At 44.0% G+C, this 16,674-nt stretch carries 15 protein-coding genes; 11 read left to right on the top strand and 4 right to left on the bottom strand.

The window, feature by feature from the left end; genetic code table 11:
- The first annotated feature begins 135 nt into the window (after window positions 1-135).
- From Q1W14_RS18390 to mtgA, 5 genes are all read left to right on the top strand, one after another.
- Window positions 136-1,464, top strand: coding sequence for an ABC transporter substrate-binding protein (locus Q1W14_RS18390; RefSeq protein WP_300704107.1), 1,329 nt, complete (start codon window positions 136-138; stop codon window positions 1,462-1,464).
- A 29-nt stretch (window positions 1,465-1,493) separates the two neighbouring features.
- Window positions 1,494-2,654 carry an N-acetylglucosamine-6-phosphate deacetylase gene (gene nagA, locus Q1W14_RS18385; protein WP_300704105.1) on the top strand — a complete coding sequence of 387 codons (1,161 nt, stop codon included), beginning with the start codon at window positions 1,494-1,496 and terminating at the stop codon, window positions 2,652-2,654.
- 27 nt (window positions 2,655-2,681) lie between these two features.
- Entirely contained in the window at window positions 2,682-4,010 is a 1,329-nt protein-coding gene (locus Q1W14_RS18380) for an MATE family efflux transporter (RefSeq protein ID WP_300704103.1), read from the top strand.
- 96 nt (window positions 4,011-4,106) lie between these two features.
- Window positions 4,107-4,781, top strand: a complete 675-nt coding sequence (locus Q1W14_RS18375; protein ID WP_300704101.1) for an OmpA family protein — start codon at window positions 4,107-4,109, stop codon at window positions 4,779-4,781.
- 138 nt (window positions 4,782-4,919) lie between these two features.
- A complete protein-coding gene (gene mtgA, locus Q1W14_RS18370; RefSeq protein WP_300704099.1) occupies window positions 4,920-5,654 on the top strand; it encodes a monofunctional biosynthetic peptidoglycan transglycosylase in 735 nt (244 codons plus the stop codon).
- 42 nt (window positions 5,655-5,696) lie between these two features.
- Here the strand turns inward: mtgA and cydB are convergent, their stop codons facing one another.
- The 3 genes from cydB to Q1W14_RS18355 are packed head-to-tail and all read right to left on the bottom strand — an operon-like array spanning window position 5,697 to window position 8,715.
- Complete coding sequence (gene cydB, locus Q1W14_RS18365; RefSeq protein ID WP_300704097.1) at window positions 5,697-6,845, bottom strand: cytochrome d ubiquinol oxidase subunit II; 1,149 nt, start codon at window positions 6,843-6,845, stop codon at window positions 5,697-5,699.
- A 40-nt stretch (window positions 6,846-6,885) separates the two neighbouring features.
- Window positions 6,886-8,451, bottom strand: a complete 1,566-nt coding sequence (locus Q1W14_RS18360; RefSeq protein ID WP_300704095.1) for a cytochrome ubiquinol oxidase subunit I — start codon at window positions 8,449-8,451, stop codon at window positions 6,886-6,888.
- A gap of 45 nt (window positions 8,452-8,496) precedes the next feature.
- Window positions 8,497-8,715, bottom strand: a complete 219-nt coding sequence (locus Q1W14_RS18355; protein WP_300704093.1) for a DUF4492 domain-containing protein — start codon at window positions 8,713-8,715, stop codon at window positions 8,497-8,499.
- Between the two features lie 242 nt (window positions 8,716-8,957).
- Here Q1W14_RS18355 and Q1W14_RS18350 point away from each other — a divergent pair, with 242 nt between their 5' ends.
- The 6 genes from Q1W14_RS18350 (at window position 8,958) to Q1W14_RS18325 (ending at window position 15,419) form a co-directional block, all read left to right on the top strand.
- Window positions 8,958-10,343: a TolC family protein gene (locus tag Q1W14_RS18350; protein ID WP_300704150.1), complete on the top strand. Its 1,386-nt coding sequence runs from the start codon at window positions 8,958-8,960 to the stop codon at window positions 10,341-10,343.
- Between the two features lie 11 nt (window positions 10,344-10,354).
- Window positions 10,355-11,578: an efflux RND transporter periplasmic adaptor subunit gene (locus Q1W14_RS18345; RefSeq protein ID WP_300704091.1), complete on the top strand. Its 1,224-nt coding sequence runs from the start codon at window positions 10,355-10,357 to the stop codon at window positions 11,576-11,578.
- A gap of 4 nt (window positions 11,579-11,582) precedes the next feature.
- Window positions 11,583-12,329 (top strand): ABC transporter ATP-binding protein, encoded by a 747-nt coding sequence (locus Q1W14_RS18340; protein WP_300704089.1) that lies wholly within the window; start codon window positions 11,583-11,585, stop codon window positions 12,327-12,329.
- Complete coding sequence (locus tag Q1W14_RS18335; RefSeq protein ID WP_300704087.1) at window positions 12,329-13,549, top strand: ABC transporter permease; 1,221 nt, start codon at window positions 12,329-12,331, stop codon at window positions 13,547-13,549. The genes Q1W14_RS18340 and Q1W14_RS18335 overlap by 1 nt, the downstream gene beginning before the upstream one ends.
- Before the next feature lie 92 nt (window positions 13,550-13,641).
- Entirely contained in the window at window positions 13,642-14,706 is a 1,065-nt protein-coding gene (locus tag Q1W14_RS18330) for a histidine kinase (protein ID WP_300704085.1), read from the top strand.
- 11 nt (window positions 14,707-14,717) lie between these two features.
- Complete coding sequence (locus tag Q1W14_RS18325; protein ID WP_300704083.1) at window positions 14,718-15,419, top strand: LytTR family DNA-binding domain-containing protein; 702 nt, start codon at window positions 14,718-14,720, stop codon at window positions 15,417-15,419.
- A gap of 418 nt (window positions 15,420-15,837) precedes the next feature.
- Here the strand turns inward: Q1W14_RS18325 and Q1W14_RS18320 are convergent, their stop codons facing one another.
- Window positions 15,838-16,641 carry an RNA methyltransferase gene (locus Q1W14_RS18320; RefSeq protein WP_300704081.1) on the bottom strand — a complete coding sequence of 268 codons (804 nt, stop codon included), beginning with the start codon at window positions 16,639-16,641 and terminating at the stop codon, window positions 15,838-15,840.
- Between the last annotated feature and the right edge of the window lie 33 nt (window positions 16,642-16,674).

The following is a 16,674-nucleotide window of genomic DNA, read 5'->3' as shown; positions in this document are numbered from 1 at the left end:
AAATGCCCGGAGTTTGCTCACGAAACCTCAGGAGTTTGCATCCAGAATGACTGGGATTTTAAGATAAAATGCCTGAGGTTTTCAGTAGAAAACACAGGAAATTCAAGAGCAAACCTCAGGGAAAAAGAATATATAATGAAAAAATTAGCTAACATACTACTACTACTGTGTTACATCGGATTATTCGCCTCCTGCGGACCTTCCAGTGAAGAGCGCAGCCGTGTACTGAAGATATACAATTGGGGGGATTACATCGACGAAGACGTCCTTGCCGAATTTCCCGCTTGGTACAAGCAGCAAACCGGAGAAGACATCCGCATCATCTATCAGGTCTTCGACATCAACGAAATAATGCTTACCAAAATAGAACGTGGACACGAAGATTTCGACGTGGTATGTCCCTCGGAGTATATCATTGAACGAATGTTGAAGAAGGATCTTCTGCTTCCTATTGACCGTAATTTCGGCAAAACTCCGGATTATCTTCCCAATGTCTCCCCTTTTATCCAAAAAGAACTGAATAAGACCAGTCAGCCTGGACGTACTACCACTGATTATGCCGTACCTTATATGTGGGGAACTGCCGGTATCTTGTATAATAAGAATCTTATCGGCGCAGAAGAAGTCAGCAGTTGGTATTGTCTTTGGAACCCAAAAAACAAGAACAAAGTCTTGATGAAAGATAGTTACCGCGATGCTTACGGCACAGCCATTATCTACGCCCATGCCAAGCAACTGGCAGATGGAACCGTTACGGTAGAGCAACTGATGAATGATAATTCCGCCGAAGCCATAGCCCTCGCCGAGAAATACCTGAAAGCCATGAAGCCTAACATTTCCGGTTGGGAAGCAGACTTCGGCAAGGAGATGATGACCAAAGGGAAAACGTCCCTCAACCTGACTTGGAGCGGCGACGCCGTCTGGGCAATGGAAGAGGCTGCCGCAGTAGGAGTAGATTTGGATTACATAGTGCCCCGTGAAGGTAGTAATATTTGGTATGACGGTTGGGTGATCCCCAAATATGCACGCAATGTAAAGGCGGCTAGCTATTTCATAAACTACCTTTGCCAACCCGAAGTTGCTTTACGGAATATGGATGCCATCGGCTATGTTAGTGCCATAGCCACACCCGAAATAATGGAAGCAAAAATTGATACAACGATTGAAGAATTTTCCGATCTTAGCTACTTCTTCGGGCCGGAAGCAGATAGTATTCCTATCAACACCGTTCAATACCCCGATAAGAAGGTGGTGGAACGTTGTGCCATGATCCGTGATTTTGGCGACCGAACAGAACTTGTACTCGAAATGTGGAGTCGTGTGAAAGGCGATAATCTCAATACAGGAATCGTATTGCTGATATTTGCCGTATTCGGCGTATTATTTGTGTGGCTGGTATACGGCAAAATACGTAAGTACAAGCAGAAACAACGCCATCACCGCCGCCGACCCAAAAGAAGATAATATTCAAAACTTAAATCATAAATCTAAAAATGTTAACTCAAATCATTAACGGGCGAATATTCACCCCTCAAGGTTGGCTGAACGAAGGTTCGGTTCTGATACGGGACGGAAAGATTCTCGAAGTAACCAACTGTGACCTCGCACTGATTGGTGCCCGGTTGATTGATGCCAAAGGCATGTACATCGTGCCCGGTTTTGTCTGCATGCACGCCCACGGTGGTGGTGGACACGACTTTACCGAATGTACCGAAGAAGCTTTCCAAGCCGCTATCCAGGCTCATTTACGTCATGGAGCGACAAGCATCTTCCCTACCCTCTCTTCTTCTCCCTTCAGCAAACTGCATCAGGCCGCAGCTATCTGTGAAAAGTTAATGGCAGAACCTGATAGTCCCGTGCTTGGTCTTCACATTGAAGGTCCGTACCTCAACCCTAAAATGGCAGGCGAACAATTTGCCGACCAAGTGAAAGAGATTGACGAGAAGGAATATAAAGAACTCATAGAAAGCACCCACTGCATCCGTCGTTGGGATGCTTCTCCCGAATTACCCGGAGCACTCGACTTTGCCAGATACCTACATGAAAAAGGAATCCTTGTTGCCGCCTCGCACACCGAATCGGAATACGAAGGCATCAAGGAAGCATACGCTGCCGGTTTTACCCATGCGGCCCACTTTTATAACGCTATGCCCGGCTTCCACAAACGCCGTGAATACAAGTACGAAGGTACAGTGGAAAGTGTGTATCTGACCGACGGCATGACCATAGAACTTATTGCCGACGGCATCCACCTGCCTTCCACTATTCTAAGGTTGGCTTATAAACTGAAAGGTGTAGAACATACTTGTCTCGTCACTGACGCCCTTTCATACACCGCCAATGAAGGCAAAGCAATAAACGATCCCCGTGTCATTATCGAAGATGGCGTATGCAAACTGGCAGATCGTTCGGCACTTGCAGGTAGTATCGCCACCACTGATGTACTTGTCCGCACCATGGTGAAAGCCGGCATCCCTTTAGGATACGCATTGAGTATGGCTTCCGAAACTCCGGCACGCATCATGGGAGTATTCGACCGTAAAGGGTCTCTCCAGAAAGATAAAGATGCCGATATCCTCATCATGGATAAGAACCTCAATATCCGTGCTGTATGGCAGGAAGGCAATCTTACCTTAGATAAAATACATTCTTAACATCAAATTAATAGCAAGCTAAAAAGAATGCAAGGAACAAAAATTCTCACTCAAGGACCTATTAACCGGCAGTTATTTAATCTGGCTATACCTATTATGGCCACCTCGTTTATCCAAATGGCATATAGCCTGACAGATATGGCGTGGGTAGGACGATTAGGTAGTGAGTCTGTTGCAGCTGTAGGTGCAGTAGGTATATTGACGTGGATGTCGGGCTCCATTGCATTATTAAATAAGGTAGGTGCCGAAGTAAGTGTAGGGCAATCCATTGGAGCACGCAGCCAGGAAGATGCTCGTAACTTTGCTTCGCACAACATCACCCTTGCTCTGATTATTGCAGCTTGCTGGGGTGGTTTGTTGTTTCTCTTTGCCGATCCCATCCTGCGAATCTTCCAGTTGAAAGAGAATATTACGAACGATGCCATAACTTATCTCCGCATCGTATCGACGGGATTACCATTTGTCTTCCTTTCCGCCGCTTTTACAGGAATCTATAATGCGGCAGGACGTAGCAAGATACCTTTTTATATTAGCGGAACAGGATTGATAATGAATATTATTCTTGACCCGCTGTTCATCTTTGGTTTTGGCATGGGGACGGAAGGTGCCGCCATAGCAACCTGGTTGTCCGAAGCAACCGTATTCGGTATCTTCGTTTACCAGCTACGTTGCAGGGACGATTTGTTCGGTGGGTTTCCTTTCTTCACCCGGCTGAAAAAGAAATACTCTAAACGTATCTTCAAGCTGGGATTGCCGGTAGCCACCTTAAACACGCTTTTTGCTTTCGTCAACATGTTCCTCTCGCGTACAGCATCCGAACAAGGGGGACATATCGGACTGATGGCTTTCACCACCGGCGGACAGATAGAAGCAATAACCTGGAATACTTCGCAAGGTTTCTCTACCGCCCTGAGCACATTCATTGCGCAGAACTATGCAGCGGGGCAAAAATCACGGGTAAAGAAAGCATGGTATACAACGTTGTGGATGACTGGATTTTTCGGAACCATCTGTTCCCTTGTCTTTATCTTCTTTGGAAGCGAAGTATTCTCTATCTTTGTACCCGAAGCGGAAGCTTATCGTGTAGGTGGCGATTTTCTGCGTATTGACGGGTATTCGCAAATGTTCATGATGCTCGAAATTACCATGCAAGGTGTTTTCTATGGTTTAGGACGAACTATTCCACCTGCCATTGTCAGTATTGTATGCAATTATATGCGTATTCCGGTAGCATTGATATTGGTACAAATGGGCATGGGTGTAGACGCTATCTGGTGGGCTGTTTGCGGTACAACAATTGCGAAAGGAATTGTCCTTACCACTTGGTTTGTCATTATTAAAAGGAAAATTCTCTAAAAAAAGTACAATGAAAAACTTTATAGAGGATAAGGATGTTATTATATCCATAATTTTGTAACATATTAAGTATAAACAAATTTAATAGGTAGACTTATGAAGAAGATGAAATTTATAGCACTGCTGTTATGTGGTGTTTTAATGTTGGGAAGTTGTAGTACGATGAATAATACCGCTAAAGGCGGAGTAATCGGCGGAGGTTCGGGTGCAGCAGCCGGAGCCATTATCGGTGGATTAATCGGTAAAGGAAAAGGTGCAGCCATTGGCGCAGCAATCGGTGCGGCAGTTGGTACGGGTACAGGTGTAGCTATCGGCCGTAAGATGGATAAGAAAGCAGCTGAAGCCGCTAAGATTCAAGGTGCACAAGTGGAACAAGTAACTGATAATAATGGTCTTCCCGCAGTAAAGGTGTCTTTTGCAGCAGGTATCTTATTCGGTTTCAACTCTGCAGCATTGAGCAACGAAGCCAAATCTTCTTTGCGTGAACTTGCACAGATTTTGAAAGAAGATCCTACAACAGATATCGCTATCATCGGTCATACAGACAAAGTAGGTTCGTACGAAGCCAATATGAAAGTTTCCAAAAACCGCGCTTATTCCGTAGAGAACTATCTACAAGACTGTGGCGTTTCTCCTTCACAATTCAAGAAAGTAGAAGGTGTAGGATACAACGAATATGATGAAAGTATGTCCGCTGAGCAAAACCGCCGTGTAGACATCTTCATGTATGCCAGCGAGCAAATGATTAAGAATGCGGAAACTGGGAAATAACCCTATTTTAAAGTTAGCGAAACAGATGGTCTGTTTCGGGTAAACGCATGGTCTGTTTGACCTGAACAGACTATGCGTTTGCATCAAACAGACCATCTGTTTTTAGTATATACATGCACGTACAAAAGAACGACAATAATGAAACTTCCCAAACCTCTACGGATCATCCGTAACCTGATACTTTTCTTTTTTATTTCCACTATCATGGCGGTAGTGGTTTATCGTTTTCTGCCGGTATATATTACCCCGCTAATGGTTATTCGTAGCGTCCAGCAAACGTTTAAGGGAGAAAGTCCTGTTTGGCATCATACCTGGGTGCCCTTCGATGAAATATCCCCCAATTTGCCGATGGCAGTTATTGCTTCAGAAGACAATCGCTTTGCCGAGCACAATGGTTTCGATTTTGTTGAAATAGAAAAAGCGATCAAGGAAAATGAAACAAGAAAGCGAAAACGTGGTGCCAGCACCATCAGCCAACAGACAGCAAAGAATGTTTTTCTTTGGCCGCAATCATCTTGGGTACGAAAAGGGTTCGAGGTTTATTTCACTTGGCTCATAGAATTATGTTGGTCTAAAGAGCGTATTATGGAAGTATATCTGAACTCCATCGAAATGGGGAAGTCTATTTATGGAGCACAAGCCACTGCAAAAATTAAATTCAATACCACTGCTGCCAAGCTCTCCGCCGGACAATGTGCACTGATTGCCGCTACTTTGCCCAATCCCATACGTTTCAATTCGGCAAAGCCATCGCCTTATATTCTACGTAGGCAAGGACAAATACTGCGTTTAATGAAGTTAGTTCCGAAGTTTCCTCCGGTAGAAGAGAAGAAAAAAGAAGTGGATAAACCGAAAAAGAAGAAGAAAAAATAAATTATGGGTTATTAGTTGTAACTAATAACCCATAACTTTTATTTAGTACGCATGTCCGCCTTCTTGCATTTCCTTTGCATCGATCTTGCGGTTATCAATGCTACGCCATGCGTAGAAGATATAAGCCAGCACGAAAGGAACAAGAATAGAAACGTAAGCCATAACTTTCAGTGTAAACAAGCTCGAACAACTATTGGCAAGTGTCAATGAGCTTTGGATATCGTTCGTAGAAGGATAGTAAGCTGTATTGTTATAACCAGAAACCAGCAGTAGAGCAAGAACCGTAAGCACGGTGCCTATCCCGGCAAACCAGATGCCTTTATCAAATGTCGGCTTCCAAATCGTACGAATAATACCCCAAAGTACAGATACAACACCAATCAGAAACACTATCAATACAATCGGCATCTCCAGGAAGTTGGTCAGATACTTATAAGGCTCCATATAGATTTCACCATTCTCAGGATTCACCGCATAACCATCAGCAACCAATGTACGAATTACAAATGCCAGGAAGAATACCAGGAACAATCCTGTATTGCCCCATAAAGAACGACGGCAACGAGCAATCAGATCTTTTTCATTAATATTATTAATAAAATAGAGCGAACCTAGAATACGCGCCAAGAAGAATACAGCCAAGCCCAAAATCACATTCCACGGATTAAGCAATGCATCCAGTCCATGCCATCCATTCGCCCAATGGCTGATGACCGGCATTATTGTATCGGTCATATTCCCTTTATTCACATAGAATTCGGAACCGGTAAAGAACGTTGCCACCGCACCGCCCAATAGCACAGGTCCAACAACTCCATTTATCACCAGAAACACACGATAAGTCTTCTTTCCCAACAGATTACCTGCCTTAGACTGGAATTCGTAGCTGACAGCCTGCAATACAAAGCTGAACAGAATAATCATCCACAACCAGTATGCCCCACCAAAGCTAGTGCTATAGAACAATGGAAATGAAGCAAAGAAAGCACCTCCGAAGGTAACAAGTGTAGTAAACGTAAACTCCCACTTGCGTCCTGTAGAGTTAATCATCATTTTGCGCTGTTCTTCCGTCTTGCCTAGACAGAATAAAAGCGAATTACCTCCCTGCACAAACAGCAGGAATACCAGTAGAGCCCCCAGCAAGGAAACTACAAACCACCAATATTGTTGAAGAAATAAATATGTATTCATTGAATTATAAATTAGAAGTGATTAACTGAGTAATAAATGATTAATACGTATCACTAATATTACTATCCGGTCCCTTTCGTATAGCCTTCAGCATAATCCCAACCTCAGCTATCAGCATAATGGTGAAGAGCACAAGGAAGATGAAGAACGTAGTTTGTACAGAACTTACATCCAGCTTGGAGATTGCCGCATTAACTGGCAGCATATCCTGTATTGCCCACGGCTGACGACCACATTCGGCAACTACCCAGCCTGCCTGACTTGCCAGATAACCCAATGGTATAGTGAGCAATGCCACCCAATGCATCCACTTCAACTTTGACAAATCTTTCTTATAAGCAAAGAATAGAATCAATGCAAAGAACAAAATGAAATATCCTCCCAATATAACCATAATACGGAAAGCATAGAATGTTAAAGGTACATTCGGTACCAGGTCGTTTACATCCTTAATATATCCATAACCGAAATAAGGAACATTCTCTTTCAGAACAGCAGCTGCCAGTTTTGCATCTTCTTCATTTCCTGCCGATTTTGCAGCACGATAAGCAGCGAGTGCTGATATGGCAGTTTTGCCACGTTCTATCTTTTCTTCGGCAGATAAAGCGATGGAACCATCCTTCAAAGGGTATCCACCTTTTAGTATATCATTTATGCCAGGAACAAATGCATTTGCATCACGCTCGGCAAGCAATGACAGGAACTTAGGAATCTCTACTCTGAACAAGAAAGGTTCCACACCGTCATCATGGGTCTTTTTATCAGGATTCAACGCACCAACTGCTACCAGTCCGGCACCTTCTCGTCCCTCGTAAAAACCTTCAAAAGCAGCCAGTTTCATAGGCTGAGTTTGTGCAACCTGATAGCCCGAACCGTCGCCCGTCCATGCTGTAAGCAAAGTGGCTACCAAACCTACACTGGCGGCAACCTTCACACTGGCTATAGCAAACTTCTTATCACGCTTCTTCAGCAAGTACCAGCAACTGACACCCACTACAAACACTGCACCCAATATCCAACTGGACAACACTGTATGGAAAAACTTATTAACGGCTACAGGTGATAATGCTACTGCCCAAAAATCGACCATCTCATTACGTACAGTATCAGGATTGAATTCCATGCCTACCGGATATTGCATCCAGGCATTAGCCACCAGAATCCACCAGGCCGAAATCGTAGCGCCCAAGCCCGTAAGCCAGGTTGCCGTCAAGTGAAAACGTTTACTTACTTTCTCCCAGCCGAAGAACATTACAGCTATAAAAGTTGCCTCCATAAAGAAAGCGAGAATGCCCTCGATAGCAAGGGGAGCTCCGAAGATATCACCTACAAACCAGGAATAGTTACTCCAGTTCGTTCCAAATTCGAACTCCAGAATCAACCCCGTAGCTACACCCACGGCAAAGTTAATACCGAAAATCTTCATCCAGAATTTGGCTGTACGTTTCCAGAATTCGTCACCCGTACGGTAGTAGGCCGTCTCCATAATGCCCATAACAACCGCCAGACCTAGAGTAAGCGGTACAAAAATCCAGTGATAAATGGCTGTCAAAGCGAATTGCGCTCTCGACCAGTCAATCAAAGAAGTGTCAATGTTTTCTAGCATGAGAATAAAGTTTATTGTAAATTACTTGTTATCGTACTATTTCTCTTAGTCTGCTGCCCGGAGAATAAGCTCTCTACTTACATAGTCATCTTTATCGGCGCCTACAGCAGGTGTATTCAGGAAGTTGGGGAAAAAGAAGAGGCGGAGAATGAAAAACATAATAAATAGTTTTATTAGTATTATAAGCCACAAAGTACGTCCTAACGTCATACTTCGAAAACCTTCCAGATAAAATCTCCAAATGTTAATCACAGTTTGTCTCATACAGGCTGAAATTATAATCATTACAAATATAAAATTTTTCTATATAAATAACAAATAAAAGCCGGAAAAGTTGGATGGGGATGCAATTTCTTTTTCAAGAGTTCAATAAGAAATTGATACGTATTCACTTATCCATAAAAAAAGAAGAATTGACGATGAAAACTCCCCATACATCTATCAGTTTTGCAGCTAAAATCGAATCACCCTACATTTGTCATGTAAAACAAAAGATTATCAACGATATGACGAACGTAAGAAGATTGACAGTGATAACGCTCTGCTTGGCAAGCTGCATAGGATTGTCCGCTCAAAATGATACAATAGTGCAGCAAGCCGGCAATCTGCCTATTCCTTCCCAATGGGATTTGCAAACCTGTATCGACTATGCTTTGCAGCAAAACATTACCATTCGCAAAAACCGCCTCAACGCAGAAAGTGCCGAGGTGGATGTGAAAACTGCAAAAGCAGCCCTCTTCCCCAGCCTCTCGGCTAGTGTAAGCCAACGTATCGTGAACCGTCCCAATAGTGAGACAAATACGATTATCAACGGTGATAACATCACCAGCAGCCAAAGCAAAACCAGCTATAACGGCAGTTATGGTATTGATGCTAACTGGACGCTTTATAATGGCAGCAAACGGCTCAACACCATAAAGCAACAACAGCTCAACAACCGCATTGCCGGCTTGAATGTAACTCAAAGCGAAAACAGCATTGAAGAAAGCATCGCACAGACCTACGTACAAATACTCTATGCAGCCGAAGCCGTCAAAGTCAACGAATCTACTTTAGAAGTAAGTAAAGCAGAATGTGACCGAGCCAAAGCATTGTTCGAAGCCGGTAGCATCGCCAAGAGCGATCTGGCACAGCTGGAAGCACAAGTCAGCACAGACAAATATCAATTAGTCACCGCACAGGCAAATCTACAAGATTATAAACTCCAACTCAAACAATTGCTTGAACTGGATGGTGAAAACGAAATGAATCTTTATCTGCCCGCACTAGGAAATGAAAATGTATTAGTACCACTACCCAGTAAGGCAGATGTTTACCGTACCGCTTTAACTTTGCGTCCCGAAATTGAGGCAGGCAAACTGAATGTACAAACATCGGATTTAGATATTAAAATAGCCCGTGCAGGCTACATTCCCACTTTCAGTTTGACCGCTGGCATCGGCACAAACAATGCCAACGGCAATGACTTCACCTTCAGCGAGCAGATCAAGCAGAACTGGAACAATTCATTAGGAGTAAGCGTCAGTGTACCTATATTTAATAACAGACAAACCAAAAGCGCCATACAAAAAGCCAAACTGCAAAAGCAAACCAGCGAATTGTCCTTGCTGGATGAACAAAAGACTCTGTACAAGACCATTGAAGGTTTATGGCTCGATGCCAACAGTGCACAACAACGTTATGCAGCAGCCGTAGAAAAGTTGAAAAGTACGCAGACCAGCTACGATCTTATACAAGAGCAATTTAATCTGGGCATGAAGAATACAGTAGAGTTACTAACTGAGAAAAGCAACCTGCTCAGCGCACAACAAGAAACATTGCAAGCCAAATATATGGCAATATTGAACATGCAATTACTGAAGTTCTATCAAGGAGATAAAATACAATTATAAGTAATACAATCATGAACAAAAAGAAAATTATCCTCATTGCTGTGGCTATCGTAGTAGTAGCCGGTGGAGGAATATGGTTCTTCGGTGGTTCGTCTGCCAAACATAAAGTGACATACACCACTGCAACTGTCAATAAGGGTGAGATATCCGAGTCTGTAACTGCTACAGGCACCATCGAACCGGTGACGGAAGTAGAAGTCGGTACGCAAGTCAGTGGTATCATCGACAAGATATACGTCGATTACAACTCGGTAGTTACCAAAGGCCAGCTTATCGCCGAAATGGACCGCGTGACGCTACAAAGCGAACTTGCCTCGCAACGCGCCACCTACAACGGAGCGAAAGCCGAATATGAATATCAGCAGAAAAACTTTGAGCGCAATAAAGGCTTACACGCCAAGCAGCTTATCAGTGATACGGACTACGAACAGTCGCAGTACAACTACGATAAAGCGAGGAGCACCTTCGAAAGCAGTCAGGCATCTCTGGCAAAAGCGGAGCGTAACCTCTCGTATGCTACCATCACCTCGCCTATTGACGGCGTTGTCATCAGCCGCGACGTTGAAGAAGGTCAAACCGTAGCTTCCGGCTTCGAAACCCCCACTCTGTTCACCATCGCTGCCGACCTGACGCAAATGCAAGTTGTTGCCGACGTGGATGAAGCCGACATAGGCGGTATCGTAGAAGGACAACGTGCCTCGTTTACTGTAGATGCCTATCCGAACGATGTTTTCGAAGGGGTAGTAACGCAAATCCGTCTAGGAGATGCCAGCTCTACGAGCAGTACTTCTTCATCGACCACGGTAGTAACCTACGAAGTCGTTATTTCGGCCCATAACCCGGACTTAAAACTGAAACCTCGCTTAACGGCCAATGTCACCATCTATACCCTCGACCGTAAAGATATACTCAGCGTACCATCACGTGCATTGCGCTTCACTCCCGAAAAGCCGCTTATCGGCGAGAACGATATAGTGAAAGATTGCGAAGCCGAACATAAACTATGGACTCGTGAAGGTAATACATTCACTGCACATCCGGTAGAAATAGGTATCTCCAATGGTGTCAACACAGAAATTGTCAGTGGTATTTCAGCCGGTACCAACGTAATAACCGAAGCTACCATTGGAAGTATGCCCGGCGAAGGCGGAACATCGGTAACACCGGATACGGCAAGCGGCGAGCAAAGCCCTTTCATGCCAAGTCGTCCGGGAGGCAATAAGAAGAAAAACTAGAATTATGAGCAAAGTAGTTATTGAACTTCAGAATATCAAGCGGAACTTCCAGGTAGGTGATGAAACCGTACATGCATTACGTGGCATCTCATTCACCATCTCCGAAGGTGAGTTCGTTACTATCATGGGAACATCAGGCTCAGGAAAATCAACCTTGTTGAACACCCTCGGTTGCCTCGATACTCCTACCAGTGGCGAATACTATCTGGACGGCATATCCGTGCGTACCATGAGTAAATCACAGCGTGCCGTACTGCGCAACCGCAAAATCGGCTTTGTATTTCAAAGCTACAATCTGCTGGCAAAGACCACCGCTGTGGAAAATGTGGAACTCCCGCTAATGTACAACTCCTCCGTCTCGGCAGCCGAAAGACGGAAGCGCTCCATCGAATCTCTGCAAGCTGTTGGTTTGGGTGATCGTCTGGAACATAAATCCAACCAGATGTCCGGCGGGCAGATGCAGCGTGTGGCTATTGCCCGTGCTTTAGTCAACAATCCGGCTGTGATCCTGGCGGACGAAGCAACCGGTAATCTTGATACACGCACTTCTTTCGACATTCTGGTTCTCTTTCAGAAACTGCATGCCGAAGGACGTACCATCATCTTCGTAACCCATAATCCGGAAATAGCACAGTACAGCAGCCGAAATATTGTGTTACGTGACGGGCAGGTAAAAGAAGACAACCTCAACAAAAACATCCTTAATGCAGCCGATGCACTGGCAGCATTACCTAAACAGGAGGAAGAATAATGAACGGAACCAATCTTTTCAAAATAGCTCTGCGAGCTTTGAATAATAACAAGCTCCGTGCTTTCCTTACCATGCTCGGCATTATCATCGGTGTGGCATCCGTTATCACGATGCTCGCCATCGGACAAGGTTCAAAGAAAAGCATTCAGGCACAAATAGCTGAAATGGGGTCGAACATGATAATGGTTCATCCGGGCGGTGACATGCGTGGCGGTGTTCGTCAAGACCCAAGCGCCATGCAAACCCTGAAGCTGACCGATTATGAAGCTTTATGCAATGAAACCAGCTTCTTGTCGGCCGTCAGTCCCAACGTATCTTCCAGCGGACAATTAATTGCGGGTAACAATAACTACCCTTCCTCCGTCAACGGAGTGGGTACGGAATATTTAAAGATACGTCAGCTCAGTGTGGATAATGGTGAAATGTTTACCGATGCTGATATACAAACCTCAGCTAAAGTTTGCGTCATCGGAAAAACCATTCAAGACAATCTTTTCCCGGGTGGTCAAGATCCTGTAGGACGCATCATCCGTTTCAATCAGGTTCCCTTCCGTGTGGTGGGAGTCTTAAAAGCTAAAGGTTACAATTCCATGGGTATGGACCAGGACGACGTCGTTCTTGCTCCCTATACCACAGTGATGAAGAGGTTATTGGCACAAACCTATCTGCAAGGTATATTTGCTTCTGCTCTTACAGAAGATATGACTGATAATGCCACTGAAGAAATAACCTCACTGCTACGTCGTAATCACAAGCTGAAAGACAATGCCGACGATGACTTCACCATCCGTAGCCAGCAGGAACTCAGCTCTATGCTAAACTCCACCACCGACCTGATGACCACCCTCCTGGCTTGTATCGCCGGCATTTCTTTGGTAGTAGGTGGCATCGGTATCATGAATATCATGTATGTCAGCGTTACGGAGCGTACCCGTGAAATCGGTTTACGCATGTCAGTCGGTGCCCGTGGGGTTGATATTCTGAGCCAATTCCTGATAGAAGCCATCCTCATCAGTATTACCGGAGGTATCATCGGAGTCATTATTGGATGTGGTGCCAGTTGGGTAGTAAAGAGTGTGGCTCATTGGCCCATCTTCATCCAACCTTGGAGTGTATTCCTTTCCTTTGCCGTATGTACCGTTACCGGTGTGTTCTTCGGTTGGTATCCGGCGAAAAAGGCAGCGGATTTAGACCCGATTGAAGCGATAAGATACGAATAAATAGTGACTAGTGATAAGTGATTAGTGATTCATTGATAAACAAATCACCAATCACTTATCACTAATCACTAAAATAATTATCTTTGTAATATATGAAACAAGTGCCTAACTCTCAATCACGCCTTGTTGAAATTCTGACGCATATCATTGGGTGGGGAATCGTATTCGGATTCCCTTTCCTGATGATGAGTCGTAGTGGTTTCAACATCACATGGATGGATTATCTGCGTCATGGCAGTATAATTCCTCTCTCATTTCTTATAGTATTCTATGTCAACTATTTCTTCCTGATTCCTCGTTATTTGTTCGAAGGACGCATCAAGCAATATTTGTTATGGAATGTGGTACTGATAATCTGCATTGCTGCCGGTGCGCATTTGTGGCAAGAATATGCATTCCACAATTTCGTAAAAGGTACGGGAGGAAAAGGAGGAAGACCCGGACCTCCCAAATGGATATTTATCATGCGTGATATATTTTCCATGATACTGACGGTAGGATTAAGTGCTGCTATTAAGATGAGCGGACGTTGGGTACAGATGGACGCAGCCCGTCGTGAAGCCGAAAAAAGTCGTACGGAAGCTGAACTGAAAAATCTTCGTAATCAGCTCAATCCACATTTCTTGCTCAATACACTGAACAATATTTATGCATTGATTGCTTTTGATGCAGACAAAGCACAGGCTGCCGTACAGGAATTGAGTCGTCTGCTTCGTCATGTACTGTATGATAATCAGCAGAATTTTGTCTCGCTCGATAAAGAGATGGATTTTATCCGCAATTATATAGAACTAATGCGTATACGTCTGGCATCTAATGTTGCTGTAGAAACACAGTTTGATGTTAATCCGAATAGCCGTACCGAAATAGCTCCGCTCATTTTCATCTCGCTCATAGAGAATGCTTTTAAGCATGGCATCTCGCCCACCGAACCCAGTTTCATCCGCATCCGCTTCAGTGAAAGTCCCGGAGAGGTACGCTGTGAAATAACCAACAGCTTCCACCCAAAAAACCAAACTGATAAAAGCGGAAGCGGTATTGGACTGGAACAGGTGCGGAAACGCTTGGAGTTGACCTATCCCGGTCAATATACCTGGCAGCAGGGAGAAAGCGAGGATGGAAAAGAATACAAATCAATTTTAATGATTAATTTCTAATCACTATTATCATGAATCTGAAATGTGCAATCGTAGATGATGAACCTCTAGCTTTGAGCCTGATGGAAAGCTATGTCAATAAAACTCCGTTCCTTACGTTGGAGGGAAAATACTCCAGTGCAGTACAAGCGATGAAAGAATTACCGGACAAACAAATTGACCTGCTCTTTCTTGATATTCAGATGCCGGAACTGAATGGATTGGAATTTTCAAAAATGGTAGCACCTACTACCCGCATAATCTTCACCACCGCCTTTGGACAATATGCCATAGACGGCTACAAAGTCAATGCATTAGATTATCTGTTAAAACCCATCTCTTACGTTGATTTTCTGCAAGCTGCCAACAAAGCTGTTCAATGGTTTGAACTAGCACAGCAACCCAAGGAAGAAATTCAAAGTATTTTCGTAAAGAGTGACTACAAACTTGTACAAATTGAATTAAAGAAAATCCTATACATAGAAGGGCTAAAAGACTACATCAAAATCTACGAAGAAGATGTTGCAAAGCCCATCCTATCGCTGATGAGCATGAAGTCGATGGAAGACCTTCTGCCCTCTTCACGTTTTATGCGGGTACATCGTTCTTATATCGTTCAGAAAGATAAAATACGCATAATTGACCGTGGACGTATTGTTTTTGGCAAGAATTATATTCCGATAAGTGACAGCTACAAACAGGCATTTCAGGAGTTTTTAGACAAAAGGAGTTAATAAGATTTTGGAATCTGTCGATAAAATTAATAAATCTATCGATTTTATTACAGAATCCTATTGCATATTAAAAGATGTTTTTTTACCTTTGCATCGAACAGATAGGAGTTGTGAAACTCCCCCAATAGAATAGTTTAGTTAAGTCTAGTTTAGTTTTTGTGTGAAGCACTTCCTTTGTAAGCGAACATCGGAAGTGCTTTTTTCTTTAGAACTTATTTATCAGAGTCTCAACTCTCAAGATTCATTACGATTAATGCCGGGGCTTTTCGCCAAAGACACAGGGGTTTTCAAGACAAATGCCAGTCATTTCATCTGCTGAGATGTGGCATTTAGGGAGCTAAAGTGTGGCATTGGGGATGTTAAAGTGTGGCATTGGGAGAGCAAACATGCGGCATTTCAAAAGCATCCCCAGAATATACTAATCCTTAGCACGAAGTTGCCAAAAAGCGATAGCAGATGCGGCTGCAACATTGAGTGAATCGACACCGTGGGACATCGGAATACGAACGACATAATCTGCATCAGCAATCGTTTTATCTGAAAGGCCATCACCTTCAGTACCCATCACAATAGCTAACTTAGGTTCGGCTGCTAAAATAGGATCGTCAATGGAGATGGAATTGTCCGTAAGTGCCATGGCAACCGTACGGAAACCATACTTACCCAAATCACTGAGGGATCCGTCCAACCACGTCCATGGGACAAGAAAGACCGAACCCATAGATACCCTGATTGCACGCCGATTCAACGGACTACAAGAGTTACGCGTCAGCAGCACGCCATCTATACCAAGGGCAGCAGCTGAACGGAAAATAGCACCGATATTGGTAGTGTCTGCCACTCCATCGATAAGCACGATACGCCGGGCTTTTTGGCATACTTCCTCTATGCTTCGCGGAGCAGGGAGACGCATAGCACAAAGAACGCCACGTGTCAAAACATATCCGGTCAAACTAGCAAGCAACTCTCTACTGCCCGTATAAACCGGCATATCACCACAGCGTTCAATAATCTCGGCAGCATCACCGGTGATGTGCCTCTGCTCACACAAAAGAGCTAAAGGCTCATAGCCAGCATCCAAAGCAACTTTGATAACTTTAGGACTTTCTGCAATAAAAAGTCCCTTTTCGGGCTCAAGGCGATTGCGTAACTGAGCTTCGGTAAGGGTACTGAATACCTCTACTCCGGGATGATCCAGGGATGATATTTCGATTATTGGCATATTATTCTTTCTATTTTCGGATTCTACATAACT

Origin of the sequence: Bacteroides sp. (assembly GCF_030151085.1) — a bacterium.
Classification (GTDB): domain Bacteria; phylum Bacteroidota; class Bacteroidia; order Bacteroidales; family Bacteroidaceae; genus Bacteroides.
This window is presented reverse-complemented; position numbering and strand designations above follow the sequence as displayed.

Bases quoted from the DNA above. Each gene is read 5' to 3' on its own strand.
- Q1W14_RS18390 (WP_300704107.1), top strand. From the start codon at position 136: ATGAAAAAATTAGCTAACATACTACTACTACTGTGTTACATCGGATTA.
- nagA (WP_300704105.1), top strand. From the start codon at position 1,494: ATGTTAACTCAAATCATTAACGGGCGAATATTCACCCCTCAAGGTTGG.
- Q1W14_RS18380 (WP_300704103.1), top strand. From the start codon at position 2,682: ATGCAAGGAACAAAAATTCTCACTCAAGGACCTATTAACCGGCAGTTA.
- Q1W14_RS18375 (WP_300704101.1), top strand. From the start codon at position 4,107: ATGAAGAAGATGAAATTTATAGCACTGCTGTTATGTGGTGTTTTAATG.
- mtgA (WP_300704099.1), top strand. From the start codon at position 4,920: ATGAAACTTCCCAAACCTCTACGGATCATCCGTAACCTGATACTTTTC.
- cydB (WP_300704097.1), bottom strand. From the start codon at position 6,845: ATGAATACATATTTATTTCTTCAACAATATTGGTGGTTTGTAGTTTCC.
- Q1W14_RS18360 (WP_300704095.1), bottom strand. From the start codon at position 8,451: ATGCTAGAAAACATTGACACTTCTTTGATTGACTGGTCGAGAGCGCAA.
- Q1W14_RS18355 (WP_300704093.1), bottom strand. From the start codon at position 8,715: ATGAGACAAACTGTGATTAACATTTGGAGATTTTATCTGGAAGGTTTT.
- Q1W14_RS18350 (WP_300704150.1), top strand. From the start codon at position 8,958: ATGACGAACGTAAGAAGATTGACAGTGATAACGCTCTGCTTGGCAAGC.
- Q1W14_RS18345 (WP_300704091.1), top strand. From the start codon at position 10,355: ATGAACAAAAAGAAAATTATCCTCATTGCTGTGGCTATCGTAGTAGTA.
- Q1W14_RS18340 (WP_300704089.1), top strand. From the start codon at position 11,583: ATGAGCAAAGTAGTTATTGAACTTCAGAATATCAAGCGGAACTTCCAG.
- Q1W14_RS18335 (WP_300704087.1), top strand. From the start codon at position 12,329: ATGAACGGAACCAATCTTTTCAAAATAGCTCTGCGAGCTTTGAATAAT.
- Q1W14_RS18330 (WP_300704085.1), top strand. From the start codon at position 13,642: ATGAAACAAGTGCCTAACTCTCAATCACGCCTTGTTGAAATTCTGACG.
- Q1W14_RS18325 (WP_300704083.1), top strand. From the start codon at position 14,718: ATGAATCTGAAATGTGCAATCGTAGATGATGAACCTCTAGCTTTGAGC.
- Q1W14_RS18320 (WP_300704081.1), bottom strand. From the start codon at position 16,641: ATGCCAATAATCGAAATATCATCCCTGGATCATCCCGGAGTAGAGGTA.